This window comes from Thalassotalea sp. Sam97 (assembly GCF_041379765.1).
GTDB classification, from domain to species: domain Bacteria; phylum Pseudomonadota; class Gammaproteobacteria; order Enterobacterales; family Alteromonadaceae; genus Thalassotalea_A; species Thalassotalea_A maritima.
The window spans coordinates 2991608-3010868 of the sequence record NZ_CP166919.1; the positions used below are offsets into that span (position 1 = coordinate 2991608).

A 19261-nucleotide genomic window follows, 5' to 3' on the forward strand; every position below is an offset into this window, starting at 1 on the left:
GTTATAATAGTAAGCGAATTAGTTAGCTTAAATCATTCCGCTTGGAGTAAAATTGCTGCATCGAATATCGTTCCAGCCCAAGACCGCAACATTAGGTATTATCGCTACCTATTGCTATCGTTATGCTTAGCTATCGCTTTTCTTGGCGAACAAGACATCGTTAATGTTCGCGCGCTGAAACACACCTATGGCAAGCACAGAAACAAACATCAATACCGTAAACGGAATGGCGGTATCATTGTGAAAAAACGTCAATATAGGCCCAGCTAAGGCACCAACACCAAAACGCAAGGTACCAATAACCGCAGTCGCGGTCCCGGTATTGTTAGCAAAACTGATCAATATTAGTGAGTCGGCGCTCACCGCGATTAATGATATGGACGACATCAGTGGCAATATACAGATCACAGTCCAAAAGAGCGGTAAGCCAAAGGTATTAACGAGCACTAACAAGGCTGCGGCTATCGTTCCCATAAAAAATGCGCCAACTAATATGCGTTGCGATCCTAATTTGCCAACCATTTTAGTATTAAACACATGGGCGAGCATGAGCGCGATAATATTTAGACCAAATAAAAAGCTAAACATAAATTCGCTGGTTTTAAATATTTGTAAATAAACAAATGGTATTGCCGTTAAGTAGGCAAAAAACGACAGCGATACTAGCATCGAAGCGAGAATATAAGGTCTGGCAGGCTTACTCGAAAATACCGTTTTATAATTGCCAATAATATCTATTTTCGGCTTGCTCTGACCACCAGCACGAGCAGGCACTTCGGGGAGCTTGAGTAAACAACCAATAAAAATCAGTAACGCATAGACTGATAAAAACACGAACATCGCCTGCCAGTTAAAAACAAACATAATAGCACTGCCAAGTGTGGGAGCAGCCAACGGCGCCAGCATCATAATCATCGAGACATACGACATGCCTTTTGCGGTGTTTTGGCCGTAAAACTGGCGAATGACGCCCGGCACCACCACCGTTGCAGCACTGCCACAAAATGCTTGAGCAAACCGCAAGCTAGTAAACTGCTCAGCGGTTTGCGCAAAAGCCAATAATAGTGACAATATAGAAAACAACAGCAAACCCGTTAAAGCCAGTTTGCGACGACCGATGCTATCGGCAACAGGGCCAAACAATAATAAACCAAGTGCGTATCCCGCCAAATACACGCTTAATGAATTTTGAATAACGGCAATCGAAACCTGATAATAATCAGCAATAGATAACATGCCAGGCAAGTATAAATCGAGTGCCAACGGGGTAATGGCAACAACAGAGGCCAATAAAGGCAATAAGATTTTCATGTTCGCTTGCATGGTTTGCGCGTCAGTGTGTGGCATAACGGGTGAGGTACAGCTATTGATATTCGCAGTGAGCCTAGTATAACGGATCTTTAACCATTAAGTGTTATAATCTATCCGCGCTTTCATCACGACAGGGAATGAACATGATTTTGCAAGATATATACAGTTATCCTCTTAAATCCGGCAAAGGACAGCGTCAGCAGCAAGCCTTTATCAGTGAGCGCGGTGTCCCCTTTGATCGCTACTTTGTGATAACTGACAACAACGGCAAATTCATTACCGGCCGGACCAAAGCCAATATGGTTCATATTGAGTGTCAACTACTAACCATAAATAATGACGATTATGTGCGTTTTCAAGCTCCTAATATGCCAGCATTACAGCTGAAATTAGACGCCTTTAGCGAACATTACAGCCCAGTTAAAGTCTGGCAAGATACCATCGATGCCCAACATGTTGGTAGCGAAGCCGATCAATGGTTTGCACAATTTCTAGCAACACAATGTCGATTATATTTTTTAGGTACTCACTCATCAAGACAGGTGCAAGGTTATCAAAACCAACTGAGTTTTGCCGATGGTTATCCGATTTTACTTATTGGTGATGGTTCATTGCATGACTTAAATAGCCGCTTAAATAAGCCGGTAAGCATGAGCCAATTTCGCCCAAATTTAGTGATTGCCGATTGCCCTGCATTTGCAGAGGATGACTGGCAGGAAATAAAAATTGGTGAGGTGCACTTTGCCATCGCTAAACCATGTAGCCGCTGTATTTTTACCACAGTAAATAGCAAGACTGGTGAGCGAGATGAGCATAAAGAGCCGCTAACAACGTTGGCAAGCTATCGTCGTGCAGATAATGGTGATATTAATTTTGGTCAAAATCTCGTGCCACTCAATCAAGGTGTTATTCACCAGGGTGAACCACTAAAGGTTATTCGTTAAGATACGACAAAAGTTAAGCTGAAATAAGCGACGATTATTTGTATAATGCCGACGATTTAACTAACTTGGCGTACCACAATGTTGTTGATGATAGACAACTACGACTCTTTTACTTTTAATCTTGTCCACTACTTTGAAGAACTTGGTCAAGATGTCAGAGTATATCGCAACGATGAAATCAGCATCGCAGATATTGAAGACTTAAAACCTGACTACATCGTGATTTCGCCAGGCCCATGCGATCCAAATAGCGCCGGTTTATCACTAGACATTATCGCTAAGTTTGCCGGTATCATCCCTATTTTAGGTGTTTGCTTAGGGCATCAAAGTATTGCCCAGCACTTTGGTGGCAAGGTCGAAAAAGCGCAAAAAGTGATGCACGGTAAGACCTCGCTAATTAAGCACAATAACCAAAGTGTATTTACTGGCTTAAATAATCCACTACAAGTTACCCGTTATCACTCATTAATCGTCAATGCTGATAGCCTACCTGAGTGCTTAGAAGTCACCGCTTGGAGTGAAGATGAGCAGGGCAATTTCGCCGAAATCATGGGTTTGCAACACAAAACTCTGGCCATTGTCGGCGTGCAATTTCATCCTGAATCCATTTTGACTGAACAAGGTCACCAGTTACTCAATAATTTTTTACAGCTAAAGTGATATAAATTCATCATTACCGATGACAAGCTTTGATTTTTTCGTTACTTTAATGGTTACCGTTTATTAACACATTAAATAATAACAAAAAACCATGTTACATGAACGACGCTTTAGCCCTCGTAAAACCTACATCACTCCTGTTCAATTAGTTGCCAAAGACGGTAGCGAATGGCCTGCGCAAAGCCAAAATTTATCACTATTGGGGATGGAAATTGGTGTTAATAAGCAAACAGTCGAGCACCTAACCCAGTTTAAAAAGTTACCCATCGAGTTTAATCTTAGCTTTAGCAACCATCCGCTAGAGCAACTCCCTTGTCGCCTGGTGATTAATCGTCGTTGCGCCCACGATGACTTTATTTTAGGCGTTAAATTCGTCAATCTTTCCCCCCAGCAAAACCAGCTAATCCAGCAGTTAATCACCTAGCACAATACAAACCATTAACACCACTTACCATTGTTTGATGTTTTATTTACTAATCACTGCGTGTTTATCACCATCAAAAAGTGAAAAAATAGTTATGCAGCAAAACTGAATAAAACCAAGCAACCCCTTATTTTTACAGGGCTTGCGCTAGATTTGATACAGACAAAACCTGCCAAATCTGCGATAATATTGGCTCTTTTTAGTAAAGCCAGCGCCAGCATGCGCGCAATTACAACTATTCATGTTAATTAACAATTGGCTTACTACCTAAATTTTTGGATGAGGAAACAGAATATGACTGAGCAATTTGCAGTAGATCGTCAACTTTTTGATCACGTTATGGTGCCTAACTATTCACCGTCAACGGTTATCCCAGTGCGTGGTAAAGGTTCTCGCGTTTGGGATCAAGACAATAATGAGTTGATCGATTTTGCTGGTGGTATCGCCGTCAGCTGCCTTGGTCATTGTCACCCTGCACTTGTTGATGCACTAATTAGCCAAGGTGAAAAGATTTGGCATTTATCAAACGTGATGACCAACGAACCAGCATTACGCCTAGCAAAGAAATTAGTCGACAACACCTTTGCTGAAAAAGTTTATTTCGCTAACTCTGGCGCAGAGTCAAACGAGGCGGCATTGAAGCTAGCTCGTCGTTGGGCACTTGATGTATATGGCGAAGATAAATCACAAATCATCGCCTTTAAGCAAGGTTTCCACGGTCGTACCTTCTTCACCGTAACCGTGGGTGGTCAAGAAGCCTACTCTGACGGCTTTGGTCCAAAGCCTGGCGCCATCGATCACGCAGAATACAACAACCTAGAATCACTAGAAGCACTAATTAGTGACAAGACTTGTGCAGTTGTAATGGAACCTCTACAAGGTGAAGGTGGTATCGTTTCACCAACGCAAGAGTTTGTTGAAGGTGTTCGTGCACTATGTGACAAACACAACGCTCTACTTATTTTCGATGAAGTACAGACAGGTGTTGGTCGTACAGGTGAGTTATATGCTTACATGGGCTTAGGCGTAACTCCTGATATCTTAACAACGGCTAAAGCACTGGGTGGTGGCTTCCCGATTGGTGCAATGTTAACCACAACAGAGATTGCTAAACACCTAAAAATTGGTACCCACGGTTCAACCTACGGTGGTAACCCATTAGCATGTGCCGTAGCTGAAGCTGCATTTGATACCGTAAACGATGTCGCGGTATTAGAAGGCGTAAAAGCGAAAGAGCAACAGTTCAAACAAGGCTTAATGGCCATCAATGAAAAATACAATGTATTTAAAGAAATCCGCGGTAAAGGTTTATTAATCGGCGCGGTGTTAACTGACGAATATCAAGGTCGCGCAAAAGACTTTCTAAATGCAGCAATGAGTCACGGTTTGATGACCTTAGTTGCTGGTGCCAACATCATCCGTTTTGCACCGTCTTTGGTTATTACCGATGCCGATATTGTTGAAGGCTTAGATCGTTTTGAGCAAGCCGTAGCTAGCATCGTCAACGCCTAAGCACAATAGGATCGATGATATGATCATTGTTAGACCTATTAGAAGTAGCGATTATGATGCCTTGCATCAAATCGCTATTGAGTCAGGGCACGGCTTTACCAGCTTACCGGTAAATGAAGAGCTGCTATTAAATCGCATTAATGGCGCCAACCAGTCGTTTCATAAACAAACCAACTTTGACGGTAATGAAAGTTACCTGTTTGTTATGGAAGATAGTGAAACGGGTGAGGTCGTCGGTACCAGCGGTATCGAAGCCGCGGTTGGTTTAAACGACGCTTTTTACCATTATCATGTCGGTAAGGTTGTGCATTCATCACGCGAGCTAAATATATACAACAATATTGATGTACTTTCGCTGAACAACGATTACACCGGAGCTTCCGAGCTATGTACCTTGTTTTTACGCAACAGTTATCGCGCGAATAACAATGGTCGTTTTTTATCGAAAGTTCGCTTTTTATTTATGGCTGAGCATCCGCAGCGCTTTAATTCAACGGTGATCGCCGAAATGCGCGGTGTATCCGATGAAAATGGTAACTCACCATTTTGGCAGTGGTTGGAAGAGCACTTTTTCTCAATGGACTTTCCAACGGCAGATTACCTAACGGGTATTGGCAAAAAAGCATTCATTGCCGAATTAATGCCTAAGTACCCGATTTATGTAAGCTTACTAAGCAAAGAAGCACAGCAAGTGATCGGCCAAGTTCACAAAGATACCGTACCGGCACTGCGCTTACTTGAGCGAGAAGGTTTTGTCAGCCGCGGTTATGTCGATATCTTCGATGCCGGCCCGACCGTTGAGTGTGAACTGACAAACATCAAAACAGTACGCACATCAGAGCGTTATCAGGTAGCCATCGGTGAAGTTAGTGATGCAGAACGTCACATGGTGATTAATCAAGACGTGCAAAATTTCCGTGCAGTATACCAGCCGGTCAGAACTGATATTGACAGTAAGATTGCCACCATAAGTACTGAAACAGCAAAAGCTCTACAAGTTAACGCTGGCGATATTATTCGCTTGGCAAAAGCATAACGTGGGAGAAGTTATGACAAATAACGTACAATTTATTAATGGTGACTGGGTTGCAGGCCTTGGTCAGCCAATGACCTCGCTAAACCCAGCGACCAATGAAATGATCTGGCAAGGCGCCAGTGCAACACCTGAACAGGTCGAGCAAGCCATTACCAGCGCTCGTAAAGCTTTTGAAAGCTGGGGCGTGTTAGAAGTAGAAGAGCGCCTAGATGTTGTTAACCGCTTTATGCAAGTGTTGACAGACAACAAAGAAGAAATGGCTATTGCTATTGCCCGTGAAACAGGCAAGCCACTATGGGAAACGCGCACTGAAGCGGGTGCCATGATTGGTAAAATCAATATTTCAATCAAAGCCTATAATGAGCGCACTGGCACAGTTGAAAATGCCATGCCAGGTGCAAAGGCATTTATTCGCCACAAACCACACGGTGTCGTGGCCGTATTTGGCCCGTATAATTTCCCTGGTCACTTACCTAATGGCCACATTGTGCCGGCTCTTATTGCTGGTAACACGGTTGTTTTCAAACCGTCAGAGCTAACCCCTATGGTTGCCGAGCTTACCATGAAATTATGGCAACAAGCCGGACTACCTGAAGGTGCAATCAACTTAGTGCAAGGTGAAATTGAAACCGGTAAAGCACTTGCCTCTCACCCTGCGATCGATGGCTTATTCTTCACTGGCAGCTCGACCACAGGTAAACTTTTACATGAGCAATTTTCTGGTCAGCCAGGCAAGATTTTAGCGCTAGAGATGGGTGGCAACAATCCGCTTATCGTTAATGATGTGGCTAATGTTGATGCGGCTGTTCACGATATTATTCAGTCGGCGTTTATTTCAACGGGTCAACGTTGTACTTGTGCACGCCGCCTATTTTTAAAAGACGATGCTAATGGCGATGCCATTTTAGCGAAATTAATTGCAGCGACTAAAGCAATTAAGGTCGGCTACTACGATGATGAACAACAACCGTTTATTGGTTCGATGATCAGCGCCAAGGCGGCTTCAGGCATGGTTGGCGCACAGCAAAAAATTATTGAGCTAGGTGGCAAAGTATTGGTTGAACTGACTCAACCAAACACAGAAACTGGCTTTGTCACACCGGGCATTATCGATGTAAGCAACGTTAAAAATCTTCCGGATGAAGAGCACTTTGGACCACTACTTAAAGTGTATCGCTACAGCGATTTAGACAAAGCGATTGATGAAGCCAACAACACCAGTTTTGGTTTATCAGCGGGCTTATTAAGTGATAGTGAAGCCACTTACCAACACTTCTTTAAGCGCATTCGTGCTGGTATTGTAAACTTCAACAAACCGATTACCGGCGCAAGTAGTGCTGCACCATTTGGTGGCATTGGTGACAGTGGTAACCATAGAGCAAGCGCATACTACGCGGCCGATTACTGTGCGTTCCCAGTTGCTTCTGTTGAGGCTGAGCAAGTAACTCTGCCAGAAAAATTAAGCCCTGGGCTTAGCATTTAATGCATTGATGCAAAATGCTGTTACGTTATCAACTGCAAGTAGCGAGTATCAAACCGAGCTTTTTTAAGGCGGTTGATAACCTATAAAAAACAGGCGAAGGTGCTCCCCTTCGTCTGTTATCATTCGAACTCATTGAGCACCTTCACTAACAACAATAAGACATACACACATACCAAGGCGATCAGGTATCGAAATAACGGTATAAATCTAATTGGGGAACAATTATGAGTAATCAAGTAAAACAACTATTCGCAAACATTTGGCAACAATACCTTGAAGTCACACCATCAGCACAACAAGTGCACCAGTTACTGGGCAATGGTGAAGACATCATTAACGATCACGTTGCCTATCGCACGTTCAATTTAGAGAAAGTTAACTTAGACAAGTTAGCTCAACACTTAATTAAACTTGGTTATCGCGAATGTGGTGAATATCATTTTGAAGCGAAGAAGCTTTACGCCAAACATTTTGAACACGCCGATGACACGCTACCAAAAGTATTTATCAGCGAGCTGTTAGTTGAGCAATTATCTACTGACGCACAACAAATCATCCAGCGTATTGTTGATGATATTGACGCGAATAGCATGGATGATGCAAGCATCTTATATGCCGGTCGCAATTGGGATATCAGCTTTAAAGAATACCAACAATTAGCGGACGAAAGTGAATACGCTGCATGGCTTGCTGTCTGGGGTTACCGCGCGAACCACTTTACGGTAAGTATTAATCACTTAGCAAATTACGATAATATCGCCGATGTAAACCAAGCCATTAAAGATGGTGGCTTTGCATTAAACAGCTCTGGCGGCGAAATCAAAGGTGATGCGAGTGTGATGCTTGAGCAGTCATCGACGATGGCCGACAAAGCTGACGTTGCTTTTACCGACGTCACCACCAGCATCCCAAGTTGCTTTTACGAATTTGCAAAACGCTACCCTAAAGCTGACGGCACGTTATACACTGGTTTTGTTGCCGCCTCGGCCGATAAAATTTTTGAAAGTACCAATAACGGATAAGCACTGTTAAGTGTGTCATTCTCGAAAACCACCTACTGTAAATCATATGAGGAAGGTGGTTTTTTATTGCGACTAACTGACAATGACATCGCACTTGTTCAATGAAATGAACACAAGCCCTGCCCTGCTGACTATATAGAAACCGTATACCTATTCGAACAAATATCTAGCCACGTTAGAGCTACGTCAGAGCTGAAAGAATATGCCAAGTATGTGGCAATATAGTCGATTTGCATCAACCTCATTTGGCGCGATAATCTCGTCGCCGTAAAGCTCCCTAAGAGCGAATTAAACGCTCCACATGCTACTTATTCTCGATAAATGATCAAATCTGTATTCAACTTGGTCGTACACTAAGCAAAGCGATAATCGCGCTTATCCTTATCAACTATTCCCTATCTGCTAACGGTTAGTTAGAATGACAAGGTAACAAAATTAAGGAATTACTATGAAAGCAGAAGTTAAATGGGTTGGTGGCGATAAATTTATGGGCACCTCAGAGAGTGGTCATAGCATTTTATTCGATGCCAATGGTGGTGAGCACGCACCTAGCCCAATGGAAAACGTGTTAATGTCATTAGGCGGTTGCTCATCTGTTGATGTGGTAAGTATTTTACAAAAGGCACGCCAAGACATTCGCGACTGTGTGGTTGAACTTAGCGGTACTCGCGCAGACTCTGTACCTCGTGTATTTACCGATATTCACTTACACTTTGTTATTATCGGTACTGACGTTGCTGAAAAACACGTGGAGCGTGCTGTGTCATTATCTGCAGACAAATATTGCTCTGTAGCGTTAATGCTAGATAAAGCGGTTACCATTACTCACGACTTTGAGATCAAACAGGCTTAGTCCATAGTCTCTGTCGACGCCTATTACGCCGGTGAGCAATAAGTGACAGGTTTAATACTTTGGCCTAGCTTTCGGCGTAAATAAGCCCTGAGCCTCGTTAGAGAGGCTCAGCTCCCAGTTATTTATAGTTTTGCATCCAATCAATCTGCTGACTAGCCAATTGCTTGCGCTCCATTAGCTTTTCTATCAACGGCGTAAGGATCAATTCCATCGCCAAGCCCATTTTACCTCCGGGTACCACTAAGGTATTAATACGCGACATAAATGAGCCATCGATCATGCGTAGGTAATACGGAAAGTCGATGTTTTTCTTTTCCCTAAAGCGGATCACCACAAAGCTTTCGTCAGCGCTTGGGATGGCTTTAGCTGAAAATGGATTGGATGTATCTACCGTAGGCACCCGTTGGAAATTAATATGAGTGCGCGAAAATTGCGGGGTAATAAATTTAAAGTAATCTTCCATTGAGCGAACAATGCTTTCATTTACCGCTTCACGTGAGTGACCTCGCTTATCCGTATCGCGAATGATCTTTTGAATCCACTCAAGGTTGACAATCGGAACTAAGCCTATTAACAAATCGACGTGTTGAGCTACATCGTGCTGCTCAGTCACTACACCACCATGCAAACCCTCGTAAAAGAGTAAATCAGAATTAGCGCCTATCGGTTGCCAAGGGGTGAATGTACCCGGCATTTGATTGTACGGTACGGCTTCGTCGAAGGTATGTAAATAGCGACGCATTTTACCTTCGCCTTTTTCTGCAAAGTCTTTAAAAAGGCTTTCTAAAGCACCGAAATCGTTAGCGATATCACCAAAATAACTTACCGAACGACCTTCGTCTTTCGCCTTACGCTTTTCGAGCTCCATCTCAGGACGAGTAAAACGATGAAAGCTATCCCCCTCAACTACAGCGGCATTTATATCGAGACTGCGAAACATATGCGCAAAAGCTTCTGAAGCCGTTGATGTACCGGCACCAGAAGAACCTGTCACAGCAATAATAGGGTTACGTTCAGACATAATGGACACAAAAAGTTAACAAGACTAACAGTTATACGGCTTATTTAAATTACGGTCAAGTTTAGGTGGAATTAGAGGTACTTAGATAGAGCCACTTCGGTATTAAGGAGATCCCATCCTACAACATGATGGGATGACGAATTCGCGTACTTTAGAAACATACGGAACTAGCCCGTCATACCATCTTTGTATGAAGTGAGGAAAAATGGATTTAATCAAGGCAAATGAATATGACGTGTAGTTTGCCTACACGAATGTTCAATTAACACAGAGTAAATTCATTTTAGCCACGACTAAAAACAAAAAAGGCACCCGAAGGTGCCTTTTTGAATTTAAGCTTTTAATTAAGCTTCAGCTGAAGTTTCTTCTACTTCAACAGCTTCTGCTGCTGGTAGATCAACTAGCTGGATGTAAGCCATAGGCGCTTTATCACCAGTACGGAAACCGCATTTAAGAATGCGAGTGTAACCACCTGGACGATCTTGGTAACGAGGACCAAGTTCGTTGAATAATAAACCTACTACTTCTTGATCGCGTGTACGAGCAAACGCTAAACGACGGTTTGCAACGCTGTCAGTTTTAGCCAAAGTGATTAGTGGCTCAACAACGCGACGTAGTTCTTTAGCTTTAGCAACAGTAGTTTTGATAGTACCGTGCTTAACTAGAGAGCTTGCCATATTGCGGAACATCGCTTGACGATGACTGCTATTACGGTTTAACTGGCGACCTGCTTTACGATGGCGCATAAGTTAATCCTTCTTCTCTATAAACGTTTAATGTGATCGACTTAGTCGTTATCAGCAATGCTAGCTGGTGGCCAGTTTTCTAGGCGCATACCTAGAGATAGACCACGTGACGCTAACACGTCTTTGATTTCGGTTAGAGACTTCTTACCTAAGTTAGGTGTTTTAAGAAGTTCAACCTCAGCACGCTGTACCAAGTCACCAATATACTGAATCGCTTCTGCTTTCAAACAGTTAGCTGAACGAACTGTTAACTCTAGATCGTCAACTGGACGTAAAAGAATTGGATCGAAGGCAGGTTTCTCTTCCTTAACTTCTTCTTCTTTAACATCACGTAAGTCAACAAATGCATCTAGTTGTTCAGCAAGAATTGTTGACGCACGACGGATAGCTTCTTCAGGATCTAACGTACCGTTAGTTTCCATGTCGATAACTAGCTTGTCTAAATCAGTGCGTTGTTCAACACGTGCTGAGTCAACGTCATAAGCAATTCTATGAACAGGACTAAAAGAAGCGTCAACTAACAAACGGCCAATTGCGCGCTCTTCTTCTTCGGCGTTACGACGAGTAGAAGCAGGAACGTAACCACGACCCATTTCTACTTTAATGCGCATGCTGATAGAACCGTCACCTGTTAAAGTACAGATAACGTGCTCAGGATTAGCGATAGTTACATCGCCATCATGCTGAATATCAGCTGCCGTTACAGGGCCTTCACCCGACTTAGTTAAAGTTAAAACTGCTTCAGTTTTGCCTTCTAAACCTACAGCCAAACCTTTTAGGTTCAACAAGATCTCGATGATGTCCTCTTGAACACCTTCTTTAGAGCTGTATTCGTGCAATACACCGTCAATTTCAACTTCAGTCACTGCGCAACCAGGCATAGATGACAGAAGAATACGACGTAGTGCGTTACCTAAAGTATGACCAAAACCACGTTCTAGTGGTTCTAAAGTTACCTTGGCACGAGTTGATGATACATTTTCAATACCAACCAATTTCGGCTTAAGGAATTCGGTTACAGAACCCTGCATTATTGTCCTCTCTTAAAGTTCAGCTTTATTTCGAGTAAAGCTCGACAATCAACTGTTCGTTAATTTCTGCTGATAGGTCAGAACGGTCAGGAATACGCTTGAACGTACCTTCCATTTTCTTACCATCAACTTCAACCCAGACTGGCTTCTCACGTTGCTCAGCAAGTTCTAAAGCAGCGATGATACGTGCTTGAGATTTTGCTTTTTCGCGAATTGAGATCACATCGTCTGCTTTAACAGCGAAAGATGGAATGTTAACAACTTTACCGTTAACTACGATAGCTTTGTGGCTAACTAGCTGACGAGCTTCCGCGCGAGTAGACGCGTAACCCATACGGTATACAACGTTGTCCAAACGCTTTTCTAAAAGCTGTAGCAAGTTTTCACCTGTGTTACCTTTTAGACGAGCAGCTTCTTTGTAGTAATTACGGAACTGTTTCTCAAGAACGCCGTAGATACGACGAACTTTTTGCTTCTCACGAAGCTGAACACCGTAGTCAGATAAACGACCACGACGTGCGCCGTGCTGACCCGGAATAGTTTCGATTTTACATTTAGTATCGATCGCGCGAACACCAGACTTAAGGAATAAGTCGGTACCTTCACGACGGCTAAGTTTTAGCTTAGGACCTAAATATCTTGCCATTTTCTTTCTCCAACTTACCTATTAAACGCGACGTTTCTTAGGTGGACGACAACCATTATGAGGAATAGGTGTTACGTCAGTAATGTTGGTGATTTTAAAACCAGCAGCATTTAAGGCACGGATTGCAGATTCACGACCTGGACCTGGACCTTTAACGAACACTTCAATATTCTTCAAACCAAACTCTTGTGCGGCTTTACCAGCACGATCAGCAGCAACCTGTGCAGCGAATGGAGTAGATTTACGTGAACCACGGAAACCTGAACCACCAGCAGTTGCCCAAGATAACGCGTTACCTTGACGATCTGTAAGAGTTACGATTGTGTTGTTGAAAGACGCATGGATGTGCGCCATGCCATCAGCAACTTGCTTTTTAACGCGCTTACGAGCGCGAGTTGGTGTTTTAGCCATGTCTAATTACCTCGATCTACTTTTTAATCGGCTTACGAGGACCTTTACGGGTGCGCGCATTAGTCTTAGTGCGTTGACCACGTAGAGGAAGACTGCGACGATGGCGTAAACCACGGAAACAGCCAAGGTCCATCAGACGCTTGATGTTCATTGATACTTCACGACGTAAGTCACCTTCAACGGTGAATTTCGCCACTTCGTTACGAAGCAAATCGATTTGAGCTTCGTCTAGTTCACTGATCTTAGTATCTTCAGCGATACCGGTTGCCGCACAGATAGCTTTTGCGCGGGTTGCACCGATACCGTAGATAGCAGTAAGGGCAATTACTGCATGCTTACGATCAGGGATGTTAATGCCAGCGATACGGGCCACTAACACATCTCCTATTAATTTAGGTTAAAAGAAACCGGTTGAAAAGCCCGTAAGGATACTCAACCAGCAGTTTATTTGCAATATAAAGTGTCACAAATTGCACTAAATTACAACTTGTGACACTAAGTTAAAGATTAATCCGAATTAACCTTGACGTTGCTTGTGCTTAGGGTCGCTCGAACAGATTACACGAACAACACCAGCGCGCTTAACAACTTTACAGTTACGGCAAATCTTTTTAACGGATGCACGAACTTTCATTTTATACTCCGTTGGTCTTATCGACCATAGCCTTTAAGATTGGCTTTCTTCAGGACGCTGTCATATTGATGAGACATCAAATGAGTTTGTACCTGAGCCATGAAATCCATGATAACAACTACAATGATTAGTAGAGACGTTCCACCGAAGTAGAATTGTACGTCCATGAAAATCATCATGAATTCTGGAACCAAACAAATAAAAGTAATGTATAGAGCCCCAGCTAAAGTTAAGCGGGTCATTACTTTGTCAATATATCTAGAGGTTTGCTCACCAGGACGAATGCCTGGGATAAACGCACCAGATTTCTTCAAATTATCTGCAGTTTCACGCGGGTTGAAAACAAGCGCCGTGTAGAAAAAGCAGAAAAAGATTATTGCTGCAGCATAAAGCATTACATACAAAGGTTGACCTGGCGACATTGCTAGAGAAATCTCTTGCAAGAAGTCTGCAACTGGGCCACTACCTTGACCGAACCAACTTGCGATGGTACCCGGGAACAAGATAATACTTGAAGCGAAGATTGGTGGAATAACACCAGCCATGTTCACTTTAAGTGGCAAATGTGTACTTTGAGCGGCAAATACTTTGCGACCTTGTTGGCGCTTAGCATAGTTTACCACAATACGGCGTTGGCCGCGCTCTACAAATACAACAAACCAAGTTACAGCAGCAACGATACCAGCGATCAAGAATAATGCTAACAAGTGCAGTTCACCTTGACGCGCCATTTCTGCAGTTTGACCAACTGCTGATGGCATGCCTGCAACAATACCAGCGAAAATCAGGATTGAGATACCGTTACCAATACCACGCTCAGTAATTTGTTCACCTAACCACATTAAGAACATGGTACCGGTTACTAAAGAAACTACTGCAGTGAAGTAGAAGCCAAAGCCAGCGTTAACCACTAAGCCAGGCATCATCGTCGGTAAACTCTTCGCAATCGCAATTGACTGAACTGTTGCCAGAAGCAGTGTGCCGTAGCGTGTGTATTGGCTGATCTTACGACGTCCAGCTTCCCCCTCTTTTTTCAATTCCATCATACTAGGCACAACGTGCGTAGAGATTTGCATGATAATCGAGGCCGAAATGTACGGCATAATACCAAGAGCCAATACAGAGGCTCGCTCAAGAGCACCACCAGAGAACATGTTAAACATTTCTACAATGGTGCCCTTTTGTTGTTCAAACAACTGAGCTAGTACAGCGGCGTCAATACCAGGGATTGGTACAAATGATCCTAAACGAAACACGATAAGTGCTCCGAGTACGAACAACAATCTTTGTTTCAGCTCAGACAAACCGCCTGAAGCCTTATTTTCCATTCCTGGTGTAGCCATTTTAGTACTATTCCTCTACTGTACCACCGGCAGCTTCGATTGCTGCACGTGCACCTTTTGTTACTGCTAGGCCACGAACCGTAACTTTACGGTTGATCTCGCCAGACAACATGATCTTTGCAGTTTCCATGTTGCGAGAGATAACGCCTTCTGCTTTAAGAGCGTGAATATCGATCACTTCTGCAGTCATAGTGTTCAACTCGTGTAAGCGAACTTCAGCGCGAACCAAAGACTTACGAGAGGTGAAACCAAACTTAGGCAAACGTTGCTTAAGTGGCATTTGACCACCTTCGAAACCTGGACGTACGCCGCCGCCAGAACGAGACTTCTGACCTTTGTGACCACGACCACCAGTTTTACCTAGGCCAGAACCAATACCACGACCAACACGCTTCTTAGCTGATTTTGAACCAGGTGCAGGGGATAATGTGTTTAAATGCATTGTTTAGTCCTCCACCTTAACCATGTAACGAACTAGGTTGATCATACCACGTACTGATGGAGTATCTTCTAACTCTACAGTATGATTGATACGACGTAAACCTAAACCTTTCAAAGTCGCACGGTGAGTCGGAAGACGACCGATTGAGCTTTTAACTTGAGTTACTTTAACAGTCTTAGCCATTGTTCATTACCCCAGAATATCAGTAACGTTTAGGCCACGCTTAGCAGCAACAGCTTCTGGCGACTTCATGTCAGCCAAAGCGCCGATAGTAGCGCGAACAACGTTAATTGGGTTAGTAGAACCGTATGCTTTTGACAATACGTTCTGTACGCCAGCAACTTCTAGTACTGCACGCATCGCACCACCGGCGATGATACCTGTACCTTCTGCTGCAGGTTGCATGTAAACTTTAGAACCTGAGTGCTTACCTTTAACAGCGTGCTGTAAAGTAGTACCTTTAAGGTCGATGTTTACGATGTTACGGCGAGCCTTTTCCATTGCTTTTTGGATTGTAGCAGGAACTTCACGTGCCTTACCGTAACCAAAACCAACACGGCCGTTACCGTCACCAACTACAGTTAGTGCAGTGAAACTGAAGATGCGACCACCTTTAACCACTTTTGATACGCGGTTAACAGCGATTAGCTTTTCAGCGAATTCACTTTGTTGTGTGTTTTCTACATTAGCCATTATCTACTCCTAGAATTTAAGGCCAGCTTCACGAGCCGCTTCAGCTAGTGCTTGGATACGACCGTGGTATAAGAAACCTGAACGATCGAAAGCAACAGATTCGATGCCTTTAGCAGCAGCGCGTTCTGCGATAGCTTTACCTACAGCAGCAGCAGCTTCTTTATTGCTAGTTGCTTTAACTTGCTCACGGATTTCTTTGTCAAGAGTTGATGCAGATGCAACAACTTGAGCGTCAGCCGTGATAAGTTGAGCGTAAATGTGACGAGGAGTACGGTGTACAACTAAGCGATTCGCACCCAACTCGCTGATTTTAGCACGTGTGCGTTTTGCACGACGTAAACGAGATGTTTTCTTATCCATTGTATTACCCTACTTCTTCTTAGCTTCTTTACGACGAACGATTTCGTCTGAGTAACGAATACCTTTACCTTTGTATGGCTCTGGCTTACGGTACGCACGAATGTTCGCAGCAACTTGACCAATCACCTGCTTATCAGCACCCGTAAGTACGATTTCAGTTTGACTAGGAGTTTCACAAGTAACGCCTGCTGGAATCGCGTAGTCTACTGGGTGCGAGAAACCTAAAGATAGGTTCAAGCTTTGACCAGCAGCTTTTGCACGGTAACCAACACCGTTAAGGATTAAACGCTTTTCGAAGCCTTGGCTCACACCAACAATCATGTTGTTGATAAGTGCGCGAGCAGTACCGGCTTGCATCCAAGCAGCTTTTGACTCTTCAGCTACAACAGTTTTGATCTCGTTCTCTTCTTGAGCAACGTTAACAAGGCTGTTGATAGTGCGAGTTAATTCGCCTTTTGGACCTTTAACTGTGATCTCTTGACCAGATAACGTAACTGTAACGCCAGCAGGTACAGCCACAGGTGCTTTTGCAACACGAGACATATTCTTGCTCCTTACGCTACGATACCGATGATCTCACCGCCTAAACCTGCATTACGTGCAGCGCGGTCAGTCATAAGACCTTTTGAAGTTGAAACGATCGCAATACCTAGACCAGCTAATACTTGTGGTAGATCGTTGCTACCTTTGTATACGCGAAGACCAGGACGTGAAACACGCTTGATAGTTTCGATTACTTCTTTACCTTCGAAATATTTCAAAGTAACTGATAATTCAGGTTTGTTACCTTCAATCACTTCAAAACCGTTAATGTAACCTTCTTCTTTAAGCAAGTTAGCGATAGCAACTTTCAGCTTTGAAGATGGCATAGTTACTGCAACTTTGTTTGCAGCTTGACCGTTACGGATGCGTGTGAACATATCCGCGATAGGATCAGTCATCATAATCGCTTACTCCTTACCAACTTGCTTTCTTAAGACCAGGTACTTCACCACGCATGGTTGCTTCACGTAGCTTGATACGGCTTAAGCCGAACTTACGTAAGTAACCGTGTGGACGACCAGTAACAGTACAACGGTTACGTTGACGGCTGCTGCTCGAGTCACGAGGTAAAGACTGTAGTTTTAATACTGCATCCCAACGCTCTTCTTCAGAAGAATTTACGCTAGAGATGATCTCTTTAAGTGCACGACGCTTTTCAGCGTACTGGGCGACTAATTTTGCACGTTTTGCTTCACGTGCCTTCATTGATGATTTAGCCATTACTCTACACCTTATTTCTTAAACGGGAAGTTAAAGGCAGTCAGCAAAGCACGACCTTCCGCATCGTTACCCGCAGTAGTAGTGATAGTGATATCCATACCGCGAATTTTATCTACTTTATCGTAGTCGATTTCAGGAAATATGATTTGCTCACGCACACCCATGCTGTAGTTACCACGGCCGTCGAACGACTTAGGGTTCAAGCCACGGAAGTCACGGATACGAGGAACTGAGATTGAGATTAAACGCTCAAAGAATTCCCACATGCGCTCGCCGCGTAGAGTTACTTTTGCACCAATAGGGTAGCCTTCACGGATCTTGAAGCCAGCAACAGATTTGCGAGCTTTAGTCACTAGAGGCTTTTGACCCGAGATTGCAGTAAGATCAGCAACAGCGTTGTCTAGCACTTTCTTATCAGAAATAGCTTCGCCAACACCCATGTTAAGAGTGATCTTCTCAATTCGAGGGACTTGCATGACACTTTTGTATCCGAACTCTTTGGTCAGTTCAGCAACAACTGTATCTTTGTAAAAATCATGCAGTTTCGCCATCGTTTACTCCAAATTAAACTAATTCGTTATTAGACTTGAAGAAACGAACTTTTTTGCCGTCTTCAATTCTAAAACCAACACGATCAGCCTTGCCAGTAGCAGGGTTTTTGATCGCAACGTTAGATACGTCGATTGCAGCTTCTTTCTCAATGATGCCACCAGCTTGCTGTAACTGAGGTACAGGCTTTTGGTGTTTCTTCACTAAGTTGATGCCTTCAACGAAAACTTTACCTTCAGCTGTAAGAACTTTAGTGACCTTGCCACTTTTGCCCTTATCTTTACCAGCTAGGATTACTACCTCGTCATTTTGACGAATTTTAGAGGCCATTTATAGACTCCTTATAGTACTTCTGGAGCTAGTGAAACGATCTTCATGAACTTTTCAGTTCGAAGTTCACGTGTCACTGGCCCGAAAATACGAGTACCAATTGGTTGTAAGTTGGTGTTCAACATTACAGCCGCGTTACCGTCAAAACGGATGGCTGAGCCATCAGCGCGACGAACGCCTTTTCTAGTGCGCACCACTACCGCGTTCAGTACATCACCCTTCTTCACTTTACCGCGAGGAATAGCTTCTTTTACAGAAACCTTGATGATGTCACCGATACCAGCATAGCGACGGTGCGAGCCACCTAGAACCTTTATACATTGCACGCGTCGAGCGCCGCTGTTATCAGCAACGTCTAACTGTGATTGCATTTGGATCATGTTATGTGCTCCGCTTTTGTTAAAATTCAAGACCGTTTATCGGTCTTTCACTGCCTTAAAAACCACCCACTTAGAGTGAATGGGCGCGAGATTATAACACTACAAATTAAAAAGTGGTACTTTATTTAAACAAAAACTTTAGCAAGGAACGCGAGGTTAATATATTG

At 43.5% G+C, this 19261-nt stretch carries 27 protein-coding genes; 8 read left to right on the forward strand and 19 right to left on the reverse strand.

Annotated features, from left to right (window positions below; all coding sequences use genetic code 11):
* Positions 1–126 precede the first annotated feature (126 nt).
* Positions 127–1347: a multidrug effflux MFS transporter gene (locus ACAX20_RS13325; protein ID WP_371186955.1), complete on the reverse strand. Its 1221-nt coding sequence runs from the start codon at positions 1345–1347 to the stop codon at positions 127–129.
* 107 nt (positions 1348–1454) lie between these two features.
* On the opposite strand from ACAX20_RS13325, the gene ACAX20_RS13330 reads away from it, so the two are divergent.
* The 8 genes from ACAX20_RS13330 to ACAX20_RS13365 all read left to right on the forward strand — a co-directional run bounded on the left by ACAX20_RS13330 (position 1455) and on the right by ACAX20_RS13365 (position 9245).
* Positions 1455–2255: an MOSC domain-containing protein gene (locus ACAX20_RS13330; RefSeq protein ID WP_371186957.1), complete on the forward strand. Its 801-nt coding sequence runs from the start codon at positions 1455–1457 to the stop codon at positions 2253–2255.
* A gap of 78 nt (positions 2256–2333) precedes the next feature.
* A complete protein-coding gene (locus ACAX20_RS13335) occupies positions 2334–2915 on the forward strand; it encodes an aminodeoxychorismate/anthranilate synthase component II (protein ID WP_371186959.1) in 582 nt (193 codons plus the stop codon).
* 91 nt (positions 2916–3006) lie between these two features.
* Positions 3007–3339 carry a PilZ domain-containing protein gene (locus tag ACAX20_RS13340; RefSeq protein WP_371186961.1) on the forward strand — a complete coding sequence of 111 codons (333 nt, stop codon included), beginning with the start codon at positions 3007–3009 and terminating at the stop codon, positions 3337–3339.
* 294 nt (positions 3340–3633) lie between these two features.
* Complete coding sequence (locus tag ACAX20_RS13345; protein ID WP_371186963.1) at positions 3634–4851, forward strand: aspartate aminotransferase family protein; 1218 nt, start codon at positions 3634–3636, stop codon at positions 4849–4851.
* Positions 4852–4870: 19 nt separating this feature from the next.
* The gene (astA, locus tag ACAX20_RS13350) at positions 4871–5887 is read left to right on the forward strand and encodes an arginine N-succinyltransferase (RefSeq protein WP_371186965.1); all 1017 of its coding nucleotides are present in this window, start codon (positions 4871–4873) and stop codon (positions 5885–5887) included.
* Between the two features lie 13 nt (positions 5888–5900).
* Complete coding sequence (gene astD, locus ACAX20_RS13355) at positions 5901–7370, forward strand: succinylglutamate-semialdehyde dehydrogenase (protein ID WP_371186967.1); 1470 nt, start codon at positions 5901–5903, stop codon at positions 7368–7370.
* A 224-nt stretch (positions 7371–7594) separates the two neighbouring features.
* Positions 7595–8392 carry a DUF1338 domain-containing protein gene (locus ACAX20_RS13360; RefSeq protein ID WP_371186969.1) on the forward strand — a complete coding sequence of 266 codons (798 nt, stop codon included), beginning with the start codon at positions 7595–7597 and terminating at the stop codon, positions 8390–8392.
* 448 nt (positions 8393–8840) lie between these two features.
* Entirely contained in the window at positions 8841–9245 is a 405-nt protein-coding gene (locus tag ACAX20_RS13365; protein WP_371186971.1) for an OsmC family protein, read from the forward strand.
* Between the two features lie 118 nt (positions 9246–9363).
* Here the strand turns inward: ACAX20_RS13365 and ACAX20_RS13370 are convergent, their stop codons facing one another.
* The 18 genes from ACAX20_RS13370 to rplN all read right to left on the reverse strand — a co-directional run bounded on the left by ACAX20_RS13370 (position 9364) and on the right by rplN (position 19094).
* Positions 9364–10266 carry a phosphoribulokinase gene (locus ACAX20_RS13370; RefSeq protein ID WP_371186973.1) on the reverse strand — a complete coding sequence of 301 codons (903 nt, stop codon included), beginning with the start codon at positions 10264–10266 and terminating at the stop codon, positions 9364–9366.
* Between the two features lie 344 nt (positions 10267–10610).
* Positions 10611–11012 (reverse strand): 50S ribosomal protein L17, encoded by a 402-nt coding sequence (gene rplQ / locus ACAX20_RS13375; protein ID WP_371186975.1) that lies wholly within the window; start codon positions 11010–11012, stop codon positions 10611–10613.
* Between the two features lie 41 nt (positions 11013–11053).
* Positions 11054–12043, reverse strand: coding sequence for a DNA-directed RNA polymerase subunit alpha (locus tag ACAX20_RS13380; protein ID WP_371186977.1), 990 nt, complete (start codon positions 12041–12043; stop codon positions 11054–11056).
* Between the two features lie 25 nt (positions 12044–12068).
* On the reverse strand, positions 12069–12689 hold the full coding sequence (gene rpsD, locus ACAX20_RS13385) for a 30S ribosomal protein S4 (protein ID WP_371186979.1): 621 nt from the start codon (positions 12687–12689) through the stop codon (positions 12069–12071).
* Between the two features lie 21 nt (positions 12690–12710).
* Positions 12711–13100 (reverse strand): 30S ribosomal protein S11, encoded by a 390-nt coding sequence (gene rpsK, locus ACAX20_RS13390; protein ID WP_136736752.1) that lies wholly within the window; start codon positions 13098–13100, stop codon positions 12711–12713.
* Positions 13101–13116: 16 nt separating this feature from the next.
* Positions 13117–13473, reverse strand: coding sequence for a 30S ribosomal protein S13 (gene rpsM / locus ACAX20_RS13395; protein ID WP_371186981.1), 357 nt, complete (start codon positions 13471–13473; stop codon positions 13117–13119).
* Between the two features lie 144 nt (positions 13474–13617).
* Positions 13618–13734 carry a 50S ribosomal protein L36 gene (gene rpmJ, locus ACAX20_RS13400; RefSeq protein ID WP_284300974.1) on the reverse strand — a complete coding sequence of 39 codons (117 nt, stop codon included), beginning with the start codon at positions 13732–13734 and terminating at the stop codon, positions 13618–13620.
* Between the two features lie 17 nt (positions 13735–13751).
* Positions 13752–15077 (reverse strand): preprotein translocase subunit SecY, encoded by a 1326-nt coding sequence (gene secY / locus ACAX20_RS13405; RefSeq protein ID WP_371186983.1) that lies wholly within the window; start codon positions 15075–15077, stop codon positions 13752–13754.
* 7 nt (positions 15078–15084) lie between these two features.
* On the reverse strand, positions 15085–15519 hold the full coding sequence (gene rplO, locus ACAX20_RS13410) for a 50S ribosomal protein L15 (protein ID WP_371186985.1): 435 nt from the start codon (positions 15517–15519) through the stop codon (positions 15085–15087).
* 3 nt (positions 15520–15522) lie between these two features.
* A complete protein-coding gene (gene rpmD, locus ACAX20_RS13415; RefSeq protein ID WP_290252522.1) occupies positions 15523–15702 on the reverse strand; it encodes a 50S ribosomal protein L30 in 180 nt (59 codons plus the stop codon).
* A 6-nt stretch (positions 15703–15708) separates the two neighbouring features.
* The gene (rpsE, locus tag ACAX20_RS13420) at positions 15709–16212 is read right to left on the reverse strand and encodes a 30S ribosomal protein S5 (RefSeq protein ID WP_371186987.1); all 504 of its coding nucleotides are present in this window, start codon (positions 16210–16212) and stop codon (positions 15709–15711) included.
* 9 nt (positions 16213–16221) lie between these two features.
* Positions 16222–16572 carry a 50S ribosomal protein L18 gene (gene rplR / locus ACAX20_RS13425; protein WP_371186989.1) on the reverse strand — a complete coding sequence of 117 codons (351 nt, stop codon included), beginning with the start codon at positions 16570–16572 and terminating at the stop codon, positions 16222–16224.
* Positions 16573–16581: 9 nt separating this feature from the next.
* A complete protein-coding gene (gene rplF, locus ACAX20_RS13430; RefSeq protein ID WP_371186991.1) occupies positions 16582–17115 on the reverse strand; it encodes a 50S ribosomal protein L6 in 534 nt (177 codons plus the stop codon).
* Positions 17116–17126: 11 nt separating this feature from the next.
* Positions 17127–17519, reverse strand: a complete 393-nt coding sequence (gene rpsH / locus ACAX20_RS13435; RefSeq protein ID WP_371189660.1) for a 30S ribosomal protein S8 — start codon at positions 17517–17519, stop codon at positions 17127–17129.
* A 10-nt stretch (positions 17520–17529) separates the two neighbouring features.
* The gene (gene rpsN, locus ACAX20_RS13440; protein WP_371186993.1) at positions 17530–17835 is read right to left on the reverse strand and encodes a 30S ribosomal protein S14; all 306 of its coding nucleotides are present in this window, start codon (positions 17833–17835) and stop codon (positions 17530–17532) included.
* Between the two features lie 11 nt (positions 17836–17846).
* Complete coding sequence (rplE, locus tag ACAX20_RS13445) at positions 17847–18386, reverse strand: 50S ribosomal protein L5 (RefSeq protein WP_371186995.1); 540 nt, start codon at positions 18384–18386, stop codon at positions 17847–17849.
* Positions 18387–18399: 13 nt separating this feature from the next.
* Positions 18400–18714 carry a 50S ribosomal protein L24 gene (gene rplX / locus ACAX20_RS13450; protein ID WP_371186997.1) on the reverse strand — a complete coding sequence of 105 codons (315 nt, stop codon included), beginning with the start codon at positions 18712–18714 and terminating at the stop codon, positions 18400–18402.
* Between the two features lie 11 nt (positions 18715–18725).
* Entirely contained in the window at positions 18726–19094 is a 369-nt protein-coding gene (gene rplN / locus ACAX20_RS13455; protein ID WP_371186999.1) for a 50S ribosomal protein L14, read from the reverse strand.
* Between the last annotated feature and the right edge of the window lie 167 nt (positions 19095–19261).

Excerpts from the sequence above, each read along its gene's own strand:
- rpmJ (WP_284300974.1), bottom strand. The coding sequence starts at position 13,734 with ATGAAAGTTCGTGCATCCGTTAAAAAGATTTGCCGTAACTGTAAAGTT.
- rpsN (WP_371186993.1), bottom strand. The coding sequence starts at position 17,835 with ATGGCTAAATCATCAATGAAGGCACGTGAAGCAAAACGTGCAAAATTA.
- ACAX20_RS13335 (WP_371186959.1), top strand. The coding sequence starts at position 2,334 with ATGTTGTTGATGATAGACAACTACGACTCTTTTACTTTTAATCTTGTC.
- ACAX20_RS13330 (WP_371186957.1), top strand. The coding sequence starts at position 1,455 with ATGATTTTGCAAGATATATACAGTTATCCTCTTAAATCCGGCAAAGGA.
- rplN (WP_371186999.1), bottom strand. The coding sequence starts at position 19,094 with ATGATCCAAATGCAATCACAGTTAGACGTTGCTGATAACAGCGGCGCT.
- rplX (WP_371186997.1), bottom strand. The coding sequence starts at position 18,714 with ATGGCCTCTAAAATTCGTCAAAATGACGAGGTAGTAATCCTAGCTGGT.
- rpsK (WP_136736752.1), bottom strand. The coding sequence starts at position 13,100 with ATGGCTAAAACACCAACTCGCGCTCGTAAGCGCGTTAAAAAGCAAGTT.
- rplR (WP_371186989.1), bottom strand. The coding sequence starts at position 16,572 with ATGGATAAGAAAACATCTCGTTTACGTCGTGCAAAACGCACACGTGCT.
- ACAX20_RS13370 (WP_371186973.1), bottom strand. The coding sequence starts at position 10,266 with ATGTCTGAACGTAACCCTATTATTGCTGTGACAGGTTCTTCTGGTGCC.
- ACAX20_RS13340 (WP_371186961.1), top strand. The coding sequence starts at position 3,007 with ATGTTACATGAACGACGCTTTAGCCCTCGTAAAACCTACATCACTCCT.
- secY (WP_371186983.1), bottom strand. The coding sequence starts at position 15,077 with ATGGCTACACCAGGAATGGAAAATAAGGCTTCAGGCGGTTTGTCTGAG.
- ACAX20_RS13380 (WP_371186977.1), bottom strand. The coding sequence starts at position 12,043 with ATGCAGGGTTCTGTAACCGAATTCCTTAAGCCGAAATTGGTTGGTATT.
- rplE (WP_371186995.1), bottom strand. The coding sequence starts at position 18,386 with ATGGCGAAACTGCATGATTTTTACAAAGATACAGTTGTTGCTGAACTG.
- ACAX20_RS13345 (WP_371186963.1), top strand. The coding sequence starts at position 3,634 with ATGACTGAGCAATTTGCAGTAGATCGTCAACTTTTTGATCACGTTATG.
- rplO (WP_371186985.1), bottom strand. The coding sequence starts at position 15,519 with ATGCATTTAAACACATTATCCCCTGCACCTGGTTCAAAATCAGCTAAG.
- astD (WP_371186967.1), top strand. The coding sequence starts at position 5,901 with ATGACAAATAACGTACAATTTATTAATGGTGACTGGGTTGCAGGCCTT.
- ACAX20_RS13365 (WP_371186971.1), top strand. The coding sequence starts at position 8,841 with ATGAAAGCAGAAGTTAAATGGGTTGGTGGCGATAAATTTATGGGCACC.
- ACAX20_RS13360 (WP_371186969.1), top strand. The coding sequence starts at position 7,595 with ATGAGTAATCAAGTAAAACAACTATTCGCAAACATTTGGCAACAATAC.
- astA (WP_371186965.1), top strand. The coding sequence starts at position 4,871 with ATGATCATTGTTAGACCTATTAGAAGTAGCGATTATGATGCCTTGCAT.
- rplF (WP_371186991.1), bottom strand. The coding sequence starts at position 17,115 with ATGTCTCGTGTTGCAAAAGCACCTGTGGCTGTACCTGCTGGCGTTACA.
- rpsE (WP_371186987.1), bottom strand. The coding sequence starts at position 16,212 with ATGGCTAATGTAGAAAACACACAACAAAGTGAATTCGCTGAAAAGCTA.
- rpmD (WP_290252522.1), bottom strand. The coding sequence starts at position 15,702 with ATGGCTAAGACTGTTAAAGTAACTCAAGTTAAAAGCTCAATCGGTCGT.
- rpsD (WP_371186979.1), bottom strand. The coding sequence starts at position 12,689 with ATGGCAAGATATTTAGGTCCTAAGCTAAAACTTAGCCGTCGTGAAGGT.
- rplQ (WP_371186975.1), bottom strand. The coding sequence starts at position 11,012 with ATGCGCCATCGTAAAGCAGGTCGCCAGTTAAACCGTAATAGCAGTCAT.
- ACAX20_RS13325 (WP_371186955.1), bottom strand. The coding sequence starts at position 1,347 with ATGCCACACACTGACGCGCAAACCATGCAAGCGAACATGAAAATCTTA.